The 13,043-nt window shown below is 66.7% G+C and carries 12 protein-coding genes; 1 reads left to right on the forward strand and 11 read right to left on the reverse strand.

The window, feature by feature from the left end; translation table 11 throughout:
* Window positions 1–9: 9 nt before the first annotated feature.
* The 10 genes from truA to ABIB38_RS08780 form a co-directional block, all read right to left on the reverse strand.
* Window positions 10–810, reverse strand: coding sequence for a tRNA pseudouridine(38-40) synthase TruA (gene truA / locus ABIB38_RS08735; RefSeq protein ID WP_429203365.1), 801 nt, complete (start codon window positions 808–810; stop codon window positions 10–12).
* Window positions 807–3,869, reverse strand: coding sequence for a FimV/HubP family polar landmark protein (locus ABIB38_RS08740; protein WP_429203366.1), 3,063 nt, complete (start codon window positions 3,867–3,869; stop codon window positions 807–809). The genes truA and ABIB38_RS08740 overlap by 4 nt, the downstream gene beginning before the upstream one ends.
* Before the next feature lie 233 nt (window positions 3,870–4,102).
* Entirely contained in the window at window positions 4,103–5,230 is a 1,128-nt protein-coding gene (gene asd / locus ABIB38_RS08745; RefSeq protein WP_429203367.1) for an aspartate-semialdehyde dehydrogenase, read from the reverse strand.
* Between the two features lie 27 nt (window positions 5,231–5,257).
* On the reverse strand, window positions 5,258–6,328 hold the full coding sequence (gene leuB, locus ABIB38_RS08750) for a 3-isopropylmalate dehydrogenase (protein WP_429203368.1): 1,071 nt from the start codon (window positions 6,326–6,328) through the stop codon (window positions 5,258–5,260).
* 14 nt (window positions 6,329–6,342) lie between these two features.
* Window positions 6,343–6,990 carry a 3-isopropylmalate dehydratase small subunit gene (gene leuD / locus ABIB38_RS08755; protein ID WP_429203369.1) on the reverse strand — a complete coding sequence of 216 codons (648 nt, stop codon included), beginning with the start codon at window positions 6,988–6,990 and terminating at the stop codon, window positions 6,343–6,345.
* A 131-nt stretch (window positions 6,991–7,121) separates the two neighbouring features.
* Complete coding sequence (locus ABIB38_RS08760) at window positions 7,122–7,244, reverse strand: entericidin A/B family lipoprotein (protein WP_147937122.1); 123 nt, start codon at window positions 7,242–7,244, stop codon at window positions 7,122–7,124.
* 43 nt (window positions 7,245–7,287) lie between these two features.
* Complete coding sequence (gene leuC, locus ABIB38_RS08765) at window positions 7,288–8,688, reverse strand: 3-isopropylmalate dehydratase large subunit (protein WP_429203370.1); 1,401 nt, start codon at window positions 8,686–8,688, stop codon at window positions 7,288–7,290.
* Window positions 8,689–8,951: 263 nt separating this feature from the next.
* Window positions 8,952–10,868 (reverse strand): chemotaxis protein CheA, encoded by a 1,917-nt coding sequence (locus ABIB38_RS08770; RefSeq protein WP_429203371.1) that lies wholly within the window; start codon window positions 10,866–10,868, stop codon window positions 8,952–8,954.
* Entirely contained in the window at window positions 10,868–11,743 is an 876-nt protein-coding gene (locus ABIB38_RS08775; protein WP_429203372.1) for a protein phosphatase CheZ, read from the reverse strand. The genes ABIB38_RS08770 and ABIB38_RS08775 overlap by 1 nt, the downstream gene beginning before the upstream one ends.
* Window positions 11,744–11,778: 35 nt before the next feature.
* Window positions 11,779–12,033, reverse strand: a complete 255-nt coding sequence (locus ABIB38_RS08780; RefSeq protein WP_429203373.1) for a hypothetical protein — start codon at window positions 12,031–12,033, stop codon at window positions 11,779–11,781.
* Between the two features lie 86 nt (window positions 12,034–12,119).
* Here ABIB38_RS08780 and ABIB38_RS08785 point away from each other — a divergent pair, with 86 nt between their 5' ends.
* Entirely contained in the window at window positions 12,120–12,587 is a 468-nt protein-coding gene (locus tag ABIB38_RS08785) for a universal stress protein (protein ID WP_429203374.1), read from the forward strand.
* Window positions 12,588–12,806: 219 nt separating this feature from the next.
* On the opposite strand, the gene ABIB38_RS08790 is transcribed toward ABIB38_RS08785, so the two are convergent.
* A partial coding sequence (locus tag ABIB38_RS08790) for a transposase (protein WP_429203375.1) occupies window positions 12,807–13,043 on the reverse strand: 237 nt, incomplete at its 5' end.

The raw sequence follows: 13,043 nt of genomic DNA on the forward strand, positions 1-13,043 counted from the left end.
GAAAATCGATCACAGCCACGGCAGGGGCGCGCTGACCTCCTGCGGCAGCTTCCACTTCGGATCGTACTCGATCCTGGCGAAATACAGACCGTCCGGCATGAAAGTCGGCGCGGCGACGTCGCGCGAACGGGCGGCCAGCACCTCGCCGATCCACGCCGGCTCCTGGCGCCCGGTGCCGACATAGATCAGCGAGCCGACGATGTTGCGCACCATATGGTGCAGGAAGGCGCTGGCGCGCAGGGTGAACACGATGATGTCGCCATGGCGCGCGATGCTCACCTCGTGCATGTCCTTCACCGGCGTATTCGCCTGGCAGCCGCTGGCGCGAAAGCTCGAGAAATCATGGGTGCCGATCAGGTGCCGCGCGCCTTCGCGCATGCGCTCGACGTCGATCGGACGGAACACCCACCCTGCCCGCTTGGCCAGCAGCGCCGACGGATTCGGATGGTTGTAGAGCACGTAGTGATAGGTGCGCGAGCGGGCCGAGAAGCGGGCGTGGAAATCCTGTCCCTCGTCGTCGGGCTCCACGACGGCGGCCCAGCGCACCACGATCGACTCGGGCAGGAAGGCATTCACGCCGCGCACCCAGGACTGGACCGGGCGATCCAGGTCGGTATCGAAATGAACGACCTGCTCGATGGCGTGCACGCCGGCGTCGGTGCGGCCGGCGCAGGTCGTGGAAAGCGCGACGCAGGCGAACTTCTCCAGCGCGATCTCGAGACGGTCCTGGACGGTGTTTCGTTCCGGCTGTTTCTGGTAGCCGTTCCAACCGGTGCCGATGTACTGGACACCCAAAGCGATACGGGTCACGCCAGCATTTCCCTCATCGCGCTGGCCTTGCCGACCTGCTCGGGATTGCCGCCCTTGATGACTTCGTCCAGCAACTCGCGTGCGCCTTCCTTGTCGCCGATCTCCTGGTAGGCGGTGGCGAGGTCGAGCTTGGTTTCCATCTCCATGTGCTCGGCCGACATCTGGCCCGGCGCCTCGGCGCCCGCACCGGCCACATCCAGCGGCTGTGCCGTGGCCGGCTCGGATGGCAGGTCGAGGTCGAAGTCGGCCAGGTCGAACGACGGCGCGGCCCTGTCGTCGACCGGCGCCGAAGCCGGCTCGAAGGCGTCGCGCGCCGACACTTCCTGCGGCGCCGGCACCGGGGCCGGGATCTCGGGCAAGTCGAAGGCGTCGAACGGATCGTCCACGCGCGCACCGAAGTCCTTCGGTTCGGCGCCGCCCGCAGGGGGCGCGTCGCCCGGCGCGCCGAAGTCCATCGTGTCGAGGTCGAACAGCGGATCGTCCGATACGCTGGCCGGCGCTCCCCGCGCGGGCGCCTCATCCAGGCCTGGCGCGGCCGGCGTCACCGGTATGGTGGGCGCGGAAAAATCCATGGCGTCGAGGTCGTGCAGCGGATCGGCCTGCGCCACGCTCGGCTGCGCTGTGCTGCCCGGCAGCGACGGCAAGCCCTCGAAGTCCCTGGCCAGGCCCGCCATGTCGACCGGGGTCGCCTGCACTTGCGGCTGCGGCGACAGGTCGAGCGTGAAATCGTCGTCATCGTCGACCGTGGCCGTGGCAGCCGCCGGCCGGGCGGTCGCCGGGGCGTCGAAGTCCATGTCGAAATCGAGATCGGTGGCGTTTGATGCAACCCTGGCCTGCTCTGCAGCCGGCGCGCCGGCCGGTGGCGCGAACGGCGCCATGTCGAATTCCAGGTCCGGTACGGCGGTCGCATCCGGGTCCGGACGGCCGGCCGTTGGCGGCGCCGCGTCGGCATTCGTCACCGGCTCGAACGTCAGGCCGCCGAGGTCGAAGTCGAGCGCGTTGTCGTCGTTGCGGGTTTCGCTGCGCTGGTCGGCCGCAGATTCGGCCTGCTGCGCGGTCTGCGGCGCGGCCGTGCGGTCCTCGTCGTCCTTGGCCAGGGCGACTGTGGCAGCACCGGCGGCAGCGCCGGCGGCAAGGCCGGCAGCAGCGCCCGCGCCCATCGACGGGCCGCCGCGGAAGGCGTCCTCGAACTGCTGCGACAGGATCGCCTGCTGGTCGCGTTCCTGCGGCGACGGCGCCGGGGTCGACGCCGGCGCTGCATTCGCATACAACGGATTGGTCGGGTCAAGCGCCAGGCCCAGCACCGCGGCCTGGGCCCATTCGTCGCCCTGGCCGCCGGTGAAGGCATGCAGCTCGCGGGCCTGGGCTTCGAAGGCGCGCAGGTCCTTGCGCGTGGCGTAGATCTCGAGCAGCTTGAGGCGCACCGGATGGCGTTCCGGATGGACGCGCAGCGCTTCCTTCAGGATTTCCTCGGCCTGGGCGTCGCGGCCGTAGGCGATATAGACGTCGGCCTCGGCGACCGGATCGACCTCGTTGGTGTCGAGCTGGCTGGCCGACGGCGCGAAGCTGGAGTTGAACACGCTGTTGTTGGTGTCCACGCTCTGGCCGCCGCTTTCGGCGAACAGCGACTGGGCGCTGGCGCCGGGCACGCCCAGCACCGACGGTTCGGCAGGCAGGGGCTTGACCGCTTGCGCGTTGCGCTTGCGGCGCTGGGCGAGGCCGAGCGCCGCGAGCAGCAGCACCAGCGCGCCGGCGCCGATATAGAGCATATTGTCCAGGATGGTGTCGACGAAGCTTTTTTCCGGCGGCGCGGCCGGCTTGGCCGGACGCGGGCGCGGCGCGGGCTTGGCCGCCGGCTGCGCGGCCGCGGCCGTGGCGGCGGCCGCGCCGGCGGCGGCTGCCTGCTCGGCCTCGGCGCCGGCGCGGCTCGGCACCGTCATCAGGTTTTCGAGTTCGTTGACGTTGCGTTCGAGTTCCTTCACGCGCGCCTCGGCCTGCGCCAGTTCACGCTCCTTGGCCACCGTATCCTCGACGCTGGCGGTGCCGTCGGCCGGCGCGCCGGCCGCGCCGGGCGTGGCCTTGGACAGCTGCAGTTTGTCCTGCGCTTCGCTGACGGCGGTCGGCTGCTGCTCGACGCGGGCGGTGACGCGGCCGCTGGCGCTCTGGCCGCCCTGCGGCGTGGCGCTCGGCGCGCTGCCGGCCACCTGGCCGGCCAGCTTGTTGCGGTAGGCGTCGAAATCGGCCGCATGGGCCACGACCACGCCGCGCGCCTCGCCCGGACCGGAGCCGCCGCGCACCGAATCGGCATCCGGAATGCTCAGGATCTGGCCCGACTTCAGGCGGTTCATATTGTTGCCGATGAAGGCGTCGGGATTGGCGCGGTACAGCGCGACCAGCATCATGTCGAGCGAGACGTCGGCCGGCTTGAGGTCGAGCGCGATGCCGCCGAGCGTATCGCCGCGGCGCACGCGATAGTTGTCCTGCACCGCGCGCGCCTGCGCTTCGCGCGCCTGGCGTTCGGCGCCGCGACGGGCGGCGGCAAGGCGCGCCTGCTCGGCCTTTTCCGGAGCGGGCATGGCGACCGGAGCGGCGGCCGGCGGGGATGCCGCGGCCGATTGCCTTTGCGGCGCCGCCGCCACCTGGGCCGGCTGGGTCGCGCGCAGCTCGACCGGGTCGAGCAGGAAGGTGTATTCGCGCACCAGGCGGCCGTTATTCCAGGTCAGCTCCAGCAGCATGTCGACGAACGGCTCGTTGAGCGGCTGGGTCGAGCTGACCCGGATCACCTGGCGTCCACCCCGCTCTTCGACCGCGAAGCGCAGCGACAGCAGGGCCGGGTTGAATTCGATGTTCGCGGCGCGGAAGGCGTCTGGCGAGGCCAGCTTGACCGCCATGCTCGCCGGGTCTTCGCCGGCGCCGGCCGTCAGCTCGATCTCGGCGCGCAGCGGCTGGCCAAGCGCCGACAGCACCGTCAATTTCCCCAGCCCGGCCGCAGTGGCGGCGGAAGTCAGGAACACTGCACTGGCCACGGCCACGGTGATCGATTTCAGCGCGGTTGCCACGAGCGGAGATTGGTGCGAAGAGTGCATAGTTAGCAGCGAAATGAGTTGGCCGAGGGAAAGGCGGTTTCCCGGAGTCTCAACATAACATCATGCTCTGGAGCACGCAAGGTCTCGACGCACGCGGATGGCCGGAGTATGCGCCTTCTTCAAACAGAATGCCCCGTAGACGGGGCATTCGATATGCGGGTTGCATGCAAGTTGCCTTCAAGGCAACGAGTGGAGGCAGAGGGGGATCAGCGCTCGAGCACGATGCGCAGCATGCCGCGCAGCGGTTCGGCGGCGCCCCACAGCAGCTGGTCGCCGACCGTGAAGGCCGACAGGTAATCGCCGCCCATCGACATCTTGCGCAGGCGGCCGACCGGGATGCCCAGGCCGCCCGTCACCGCTGCCGGCGACAGGTCGCGCATCGATGCTTCGCGGGTGTTCGGCACCACCTTCACCCACTGGTTATGCCTGGCGATGATGTCGTTGACCTCGTCCAGCGGCACGTCCTTGGTCAGCTTGATGGTCAGCGCCTGCGAGTGGCAGCGCATGGCGCCGATGCGCACGCACAGGCCGTCGACCGGAATCGCCTTGCTGTCGAAGCCCGCGCCGCGACCCAGGATCTTGTTGGTCTCGGCGCCGGCCTTCCACTCCTCTTTCGACTGGCCGTTGCCCAGGTCCTTGTCGATCCACGGAATCAGGTTGCCGGCCAGCGGTACGCCGAACTGCTTCGTCTCGTCGCTTGACAAGCCATGCTGGGTCGCGAGCACGGTGCGGTCGATCTCGAGGATGGCCGACGCCGGATCGTCGAGCAGCGACTTCACCGAATTGTTGATCGTGCCGAACTGGGTCAGCAGTTCGCGCATGTGCTGGGCGCCGCCGCCCGACGCCGCCTGGTAGGTCATGGAGGTCATCCACTCGACCAGGCCCTGCTCGAACAGGCCGCCCAGGCCGATCAGCATGCACGACACGGTGCAGTTGCCGCCGATGTAGTTTTTCACGCCTTTCGCCAGCGCGGCGTCGATCACCGAGCGGTTGACCGGGTCGAGCACGATGACTGCGTCATCGTTCATGCGCAGGGTCGACGCGGCGTCGATCCAGTAGCCGTTCCAGCCGGCCGCGCGCAGTTGCGGGAACACTTCGCTCGTGTAGTCGCCGCCCTGGCAGGAGATGATGATCTCGCATTTCGACAGTTCGTTAATGTCGGTAGCGCTCTTGAGCGTGGTTTCGTTCTTCGCCATCTTCGGCGCGGCGCCGCCCGGATTCGAGGTGGTGAAGAACACCGGCTCGATGTGGTCGAAATCGCCTTCTTCCTGCATGCGCTGCATGAGGACCGAGCCGACCATGCCGCGCCAACCTACCAGACCTACTAATTTCATCATCTTCCCTTGGAGTTTTAAAAAACCTTATGCGAGCGCCGCGACCACCGCGTTGCCCATTTCTTCGGTGCCCACTTTCGTGGTCCCTGCTTCGAAAATATCCGGCGTGCGCAGCCCCTGGGCCAGCACGCGCTTGACGGCCGTCTCGATGCGGTCCGCCTGCTCGATCAGGCCGAGCGAGAAGCGCAGCATCATCGCGGCGGACAGGATCGTCGCCAATGGATTGGCCACGCCCTGCCCCGCGATGTCGGGGGCCGAACCGTGCGACGGTTCGTACAGGCCCTTGTTATTGGCGTCGAGCGAGGCCGACGGCAACATGCCGATCGAACCGGTGAGCATCGCGGCGGCGTCCGACAGGATATCGCCGAACATATTACCAGTAACGATCACGTCGAACTTCTTCGGCGCGCGAACGAGCTGCATCGCCGCGTTATCGACATACATGTGCTCGAGCGCGACGTCCTGGTATTCCTTGTGCACGTCGGTGACGATGTCGCGCCAGAACTGGAAGGTTTCCAGCACGTTGGCCTTGTCGACGCTGGTCACGCGCTTGTCACGCTTCCTCGCCGCCTGGAAGGCGACGTGGGCGATGCGGCGGATCTCGCCTTCGGCGTAGCGCATGGTGTCGAAGCCTTCGCGCTGGCCCTTGAACGGGCCGTCCGGGCATTCGCGCACGCCGCGCGGCTTGCCGAAATAGATGTCGCCCGTCAGTTCGCGGATGATCAGGATGTCCAGGCCCGAGACGACCTCGGGCTTCAGGGTCGAGGCGCCGGCCAGTTCCGGATACAGGATCGCCGGACGCAGGTTGGCGAACAGGTTCAACTCGCGGCGCAGGCCAAGGATGGCCTGCTCCGGACGCAGCGCGCGCTCGAGCGTGTCGTATTGGTAGTCGCCGACGGCGCCGAACAGCACCGCGTCGGCCTGCTTCGCCAGCGCCAGGGTGGATTCCGGCAGCGGATGGCCATGGGCCGCATAGCCGGCGCCGCCGACTTCCGCACTTTCCATCTCGAACGATTCGCCGAGGGCGTTCAATACCTTCACTGCTTGCGCGGTGATCTCCGGGCCGATGCCGTCACCCGGCAGGATCGCGATCTTCATTCAGCTGCTTTCTATCAGATGGTGTTGGTCAGCCACGGCTGGGCCGCGACGTGGCGTTGCTCGAAGGCGCGGATGTCGTCCGCATGGCGCAGGGTCAGCCCGATGTCGTCCAGGCCGTTGAGCAGGCAGTACTTGCGGAAGTCGTCGATCGGAAACGCGAACGACAGACTGCCATCCGCGGTGCCGACGCGCTGCCGCTCCAGATCGATCACGAGCTGGTAGCCGGGGTTGGCCTCGACCGCCTGGAACAGCGTGTCGACTTCTTCTTCGGAGAGCGTGATCGGCAGCAGGCCGATCTTGAAGCAGTTGTTGAAGAAGATGTCGGCGAAGCTCGGCGCGACCACGGCGCGGAAACCATACTGCTGCAGCGCCCATGGCGCGTGCTCGCGCGAGGAGCCGCAGCCGAAGTTCTTGCGCGCCATCAGGATCGAAGCGCCGGCGTAGCGCGGCTGGTTCAGCACGAAGTCCGGATTGAGCGGACGGATGCTGCAATCCTGGCCCGGCTCGCCGTGGTCCAGGTAGCGCCACTCGTCGAACAGGTTCTGACCGAAGCCGGTGCGGCGGATCGATTTCAGGAACTGCTTGGGGATGATGGCGTCGGTATCGACATTGGCGCGGTCGAGCGGCGCCACCAGGCCCTGGTGTACGGTGAATTTATCCATCAAACTTCCTTCGTCCCCGCACACGCGGGGCACAATCAACGTCATCCCCGCGCAGGCGGGGACCCAAGTATCGTCATCCCCGCGCAGGCGGGGATCCCGTCGTCCCCGCGCAGGCGGGGATCCAAGTTTTCTTACCTACCGCCGGCGCTGGTAACGACCTGACCCACCTTCGAGACATCGCGGCCGATGCCCGAGATGGTGTTGCAGCCGGCCAGCAAGACAGTGATGAGGGACAGAGCGAGTGCTTTTTTCATGATCTTCCTGTGACGGTAAAACGAGTTCAACAGCTGTCACGCATCAGAGCGCGCGGACGTCGACAAAGCGGCCGGCGATGCCCGCCGCCGCCGCCATCGCCGGCGACACCAGGTGGGTGCGTCCGCCCTGGCCCTGGCGGCCTTCGAAGTTGCGGTTCGAGGTCGAGGCGCAGCGCTCGCCCGGCTCCAGGCGATCGGCGTTCATCGCCAGGCACATCGAGCAGCCCGGTTCGCGCCATTCGAAGCCGGCGTCGACGAAGATGCGGTCCAGCCCTTCGCGCTCGGCCTGTTCCTTGACCAGGCCCGAACCCGGCACCACCATGGCCAGCTTCACGTTCGCCGCGCGATGCCGGCCGCGCACGACCTCGGCGGCGGCGCGCAGGTCTTCGATGCGCGAATTGGTGCACGAGCCGATGAACACCTTGTCGATCGCGATCTCGCCGATCGGGGTATTGGGCGCCAGGTCCATGTAGGCCAGCGCCTTTTCGATGGCGCCGCGGCGCACCGGATCGGGCTCGTTGCGGGGATCGGGCACGCGCCCGCCGATCTCGGTGACCATCTCGGGCGAGGTGCCCCAGGTCACTTGCGGCTGGATGTCTTTCGCGTCGAGTTCGACCACGGTGTCGAACACCGCGCCGTCGTCCGTGTGCAGCGTGCGCCAGTAGGCGACGGCCTGCTCCCACTGCTCGCCCTTGGGCGAGAACGGACGATCCTTGACATAGGCGATCGTGGTGTCGTCGACCGCCACCATGCCGGCGCGCGCGCCCGCCTCGATCGCCATGTTGCAGACCGTCATGCGGCCTTCCATCGACAGCGCGCGAATGGCGCTGCCGCCGAATTCGATGGCGTAGCCGGTGCCGCCGGCGGTGCCGATCTTGCCGATCACCGCCAGCACGATGTCCTTGGCGGTCACGCCGGGATTGAGTTCACCCTCGACCTTGACCAGCATCGATTTCGATTTCTTGGCCAGCAGGGTTTGCGTGGCCAGCACGTGCTCGACTTCCGACGTGCCGATGCCGTGCGCCAGGCAGCCGAAGGCGCCGTGGGTCGAGGTGTGCGAATCGCCGCAGACGACGGTCATGCCCGGCAGGGTCGCGCCCTGCTCCGGCCCGATCACGTGCACGATGCCCTGGCGCTTGTCGTTCATGTTGAAATAGGTCAGGCCAAAGGCCTTGGTGTTGGCGTCGAGCGTCTCGACCTGCAGGCGCGAGGTCGGGTCGGCGATGCCTTGCGCGCGGTCGGTGGTCGGCACGTTGTGGTCGGCCACGGCCAGGTTCGCGGACACGCGCCATAGTCCACGGCCCGCCTCGCGCAGGCCGTCGAAGGCTTGCGGGCTGGTGACTTCGTGCACCAGGTGGCGGTCGATGTAAAGGACGGTGGTGCCATCGGCGTCGGCACGCACGACATGGGAATCCCAGAGTTTGTCGTAGAGCGTTTTTTGCATGGTCGATCCAGTGTTGCGGTGAAGTGAGGCGCGCCCCCGCCATCGTGCGACAGGCGGGACGGCTTTCGATTATGCCATAGTTGTGCAGTGCCGCACCAAGCCGGCGCAGCGCACGTTTATGCCAACGACCATATCACGTGGCAAATAATATTTGCAAGGATTTTGCTATATGCAAATAAAAAAAGCCTGCGTCGGTGACACAGGCTTTTCTCTGCGCTTTTGGCGCATGCGGCGGACAGTGGGTTGGCGGCCTACCCTATACGTCAGGCTGCCAGCCTGACGCTGCTGCGGCAGCCATCCATCAGGAACGACAGGCCGACCACCAGCACCAGTTCGCCCTCGGCCGAGCGCGCGGTGCCGGTGATGCCCTCGACCGACAGCGCGGTCATCGGCTTGATCACCAGGTCGGCCGTGCCGTCCACCGCTTCCATCGCCAGGATGTACGGCTGCGGCGCGTTGATGACGATGCCGACCTTTTCGGAAGCGGCCTCGTAGCCCAGCGCCAGCGCCAGCGAACGCACCGGCAGCGGGCGGCCCTGGTCCTTCAGCACCGGGGCGCCGCCGACGCAGGCGAAATCGTCCGGCAGCTCGACCACGCGCTCGACGACGGCCATCGGCAGCGCCAGCTGCGCGCCCGAGGTCGACACCAGCATGGTCGGCACGATCGACAGCTCGATCGGCAGGCGGATCGCGAAGCGCGTGCCCTTGCCCAATTGGCTTTCAATCCGGATGGCGCCGCGGTTCTTCTCGACCGCGGTCTTGACCACGTCCATGCCCACGCCGCGGCCCGACACCGAGGAAGCCACTTCCTTGGTCGAGAAGCCCGGCAGGAACACGAGCTGGTAAGCGTCTTCGTCGCTCTGGGCGCCGTTTTCGCCGATCAGGCCCTTGTCGACCGCCTTCTTGCGCAGCTTGATCGGGTCCATGCCCTTGCCGTCGTCCTGCAGCACGATCATGACGCTGTTGGCTTCCTGCCAGGCTTTGAGCAGGATGAAGGCCTTGGCCGGCTTGCCGTTGGCGACGCGTTCGTCGGGCGACTCGACACCGTGGTCCAGTGCGTTACGCAGCATGTGCACCAGCGGATCGTACAGGCTGTCCACCACCACGCGGTCGACTTCGGTCTCGGCGCCTTCGATGGTCAGCTCGACGTCCTTGCCGAGGTCTTTCGCCAGCTCGCGCACCAGGCGCGGGAATTTCTGGAACAGGCGTCCCACCGGCTGCATGCGGGTCGCGAGCGTCGCGCGCTGCAGTTCGGCCGAGTAGCGCGAGGCGCGCTCCAGGGTCTCGGTGAGGGTCGCGATCAGCACCGCGGCCTGGCCCTCGAACTTGAACTGCTGCAGCCGTTCGAGCAGCACCGCGGCCTGGTTGGCGGCCTGCACCGACTCGCCCGCCACTTCGAGCAGCGCGTCGAGCTTGACCGCATCGATACGGATGCTTTCGTCCTTGGCCGGCGCGGGGGCGGCGGCCTTGCCGTCGGTGCGGCGCTCGACGCCGTCCCAGTTCTTTCCGGCAGGGGCAGCGGCGGCAACCGGCGCGGCGGCAACGACCGCGGCCGCGGCCGCCGTCGCTGCCTCATGAGCGGCAGGAGCGGCAGCCGTTGCGGCGATCGCGTGCGCGGTCGGAACCACGGCGTTGTACATGCCGCTCCAGTCCAGGCCGTCCTCGCCGGCGGCAGGCGCGGCTCCCGCGCCAACCGCAGGGGCGACCGCAGGCGCCACAGCGGCGACCGGCGCCGATGCAGCCGCCGGCGCAGGTGCAGGTGCGGCTGCGGGCGCGGCAGCCGCCGGGGCGCTGTCCTTGCCTTCGATCGCGTCCATCAGGATGCGCTCGAGGTCGCCCGGCATCTGCGCCAGGCCTTCGGGCGGCGTGCCGTTGTTCAGGTCACCCAGCTGGTCGGCCACGAAGCCCGACGCCTGCAGCGCGGCCTCGATCGCGAGCGGCGTCACCGGCGCGGCGCCGGTGCGCAGCGCATCGAACAGGTTCTCGGTCAGGTGGCAGGCCGCCACCAGCGCGGGCAGGCCCATGAAACCGGCGCCGCCCTTGATCGTGTGGAACGACCGGAACACCGCGTTCAGCGTTTCCTTGTTGTCGGGGTCGCGTTCGAGGCGCAGCAGGTGCTCTTCTACATTTACCGCCAGATCCATCGCCTCGACGACGAAATCCTTCAGCATATCGTCCATTAGAATCCCAGATCGGCAAGAAGATCGTCAACACTATCCTGGTTCAGCGCCGCGTCGGGCACCGACGGGCCTTGCATCAGCGACGCGGGAACCGCAGGCTGCTCCTTCTTGGCCAGCTTTTCCTTGATGTCCGGAGGCGCGTTATCGCGCAGCAACTGTGCCAGTTCGCTCTCGACGGTCTGCGTGATCTTGACCACCCGCTTGATCAGCTGGCCGGTGATGTCCTGGAAATCCTGGGCCATCATGATCTCGAGCAGACGCGCGCGCTCGGCTTCGGTCGCTTCGTTGACGAGCGCCGCGAACTGGCGCGAGTCGCCCGCCAGGGCCTTGAATTCGTCCAGGCTCAGCTTGCCTTCGAACAGGTCGGCCCAGCGGGTTTCCATGTCCTTGGCTTGCTTTTGCAGCTGGTCCTGCGCCGGCATGCCTTCGTCCAGGGTGTTGAGCACCTTGTTGGCGGCCTGCTCCGTCAGGGAGGCCACGTATTCCAGGCGGTCCTGGGCGTCGACGATCTGCGACGAGGCCTCGGTCAGCGCCTTGTCGTAGCCCAGCTCGCGCAGCGAATCGTGCAGCAGGCGGACGATGCCGCCCAGGCGTTCGAACATGCCGCTTTCCTGGCCATCCTCGGCATGCGTGCCGGTGGCCGGCGCGCCAGCGGCAGGCGCCACGGTCGCGACGGCGGCAGTGACGGCCACGGCAGCCACCGCCGGGGCGGCGTTGGCGGACACCTGGTCGAACAAGGACTCCAGGTCGTCCTCGTCGTGGCCGGCCGCGGCCGGGGCCGGCTCGGCCGCGGCGGAGGGAGCAGGCGGTGCGCTGGTGCGCTGCGCCGCCACTTCCTCGAAAAGTGCGTCGAAATCGTCAGCGGCGTCGGTCATAATCCCTGCTTCTCCATAATGTATTAAATGTGCAATCAGCTCTGCAATTCGGGTTCTGCTGCATCCACCGGCCGGTAAAGCCGTAAAAAGTCCGGTGGAGTAATGGAAGCGAGTGTAGCAGTGTGGTTGCCGTAGGTAAATCTCAGAGAAGGTAATGCAACAAAATGGACAGAGAAACTTAATTCCGCGACAATGAAAATGTCGCGTTCCAGATGCTTTTCACATGCAGGGTGTTGTATTTTGTAATCGTAGGTCGGTTTTCCCGTCGCAGCGCAGCAGTGTTGGTTCATTTGATAGACCTCAACTGTTGCGTCTCAGAAATCGCCATCCTGCACTGAGTTGTCAGAATGTGCGTGGCCAAGGAGGAGGAAACATCATGTACCGCAAGATCCTGATCACCACCGACGGGTCGGCCGTATCACAGCACACCGCCTGCGCCGGCGTGAAATTCGCGCAACAGATGGGCGCCGAGGTGCTGGCCCTGTTCGTCGCCCCCGAGTACCAGTATCCCGTGTACGTCGAGATCATCCCGCCCTCGTACCCCAGCGAAGAGGAATACATCGCCCAGATGCGGCGCATGGGCGAGGAATACATGAGCAAGATCACGCGCTCCTGTGCCAGCGCAAACCTCCGATGCCAGTGCATGACGGCGTTTTCCGATTCGGCGGCGCTCAAGATTGTCGACGTCGCCGAGCAGGAAGGCTGCGACCTGATCTTCATGGGCTCCCACGGTCGTAGCGGCTGGAACCAGCTGCTGCTGGGCAGCGTCACCAACAAGGTGTTGTCGCACACGACCAAGCCGGTGCTGGTGCACCGCCTGATCGCCGAGCCGGCGGCGTCCTGATGCTGGCGCCCCGCCTGCTCGTATTGACAATCGCGATAGTTTTTTTCTGATCCAGGGTAAGAAACCGCTTAAGGCCACCTCGAATAACCCGCTCTCGGCGTGAGCAGAGCCAGGCGAAACGTGAGTCCGCGCTCCAGCATCGCTCAGTAGCGTGATTTTCAAAGCGCCAGGCACGTTGGGCCTGGCAGGTTTGGCAGCCGCAGGCTGCCGAACTGCTGTTTAAAACGGCGCCAGGCCGCGTTCCTTCAAAAAGACGAGACGCTTGAGGTTGTAACTGGCCGCCTTCAGCTGCAAGACGAACGTGGTGCGCACGATCCCCAGACAGCGCACCAGTTTGCCGCCCATCTGGGCCAAGGCCCCGAACACATGCTCGACGCGGGCGCGCGGCGTGGCGATCGCGCGGTTGCGCCGCTTCTGCGTCTCGGAAATGCCTTTGGTCGCATGCCCGCGCCGCTG

The sequence above is a fragment of the Massilia sp. UYP11 genome (assembly GCF_050434805.1).
Lineage (GTDB): Bacteria > Pseudomonadota > Gammaproteobacteria > Burkholderiales > Burkholderiaceae_D > Telluria.

What these genes read in the sequence shown, in the direction of transcription:
- leuC (WP_429203370.1), bottom strand. Translation starts at nt 8,688, where the DNA reads ATGCAAAAAACGCTCTACGACAAACTCTGGGATTCCCATGTCGTGCGT.
- leuB (WP_429203368.1), bottom strand. Translation starts at nt 6,328, where the DNA reads ATGAAGATCGCGATCCTGCCGGGTGACGGCATCGGCCCGGAGATCACC.
- ABIB38_RS08775 (WP_429203372.1), bottom strand. Translation starts at nt 11,743, where the DNA reads ATGACCGACGCCGCTGACGATTTCGACGCACTTTTCGAGGAAGTGGCG.
- ABIB38_RS08760 (WP_147937122.1), bottom strand. Translation starts at nt 7,244, where the DNA reads ATGAAAAAAGCACTCGCTCTGTCCCTCATCACTGTCTTGCTGGCCGGC.
- ABIB38_RS08770 (WP_429203371.1), bottom strand. Translation starts at nt 10,868, where the DNA reads ATGGACGATATGCTGAAGGATTTCGTCGTCGAGGCGATGGATCTGGCG.
- ABIB38_RS08780 (WP_429203373.1), bottom strand. Translation starts at nt 12,033, where the DNA reads ATGAACCAACACTGCTGCGCTGCGACGGGAAAACCGACCTACGATTAC.
- asd (WP_429203367.1), bottom strand. Translation starts at nt 5,230, where the DNA reads ATGAAATTAGTAGGTCTGGTAGGTTGGCGCGGCATGGTCGGCTCGGTC.
- leuD (WP_429203369.1), bottom strand. Translation starts at nt 6,990, where the DNA reads ATGGATAAATTCACCGTACACCAGGGCCTGGTGGCGCCGCTCGACCGC.
- ABIB38_RS08785 (WP_429203374.1), top strand. Translation starts at nt 12,120, where the DNA reads ATGTACCGCAAGATCCTGATCACCACCGACGGGTCGGCCGTATCACAG.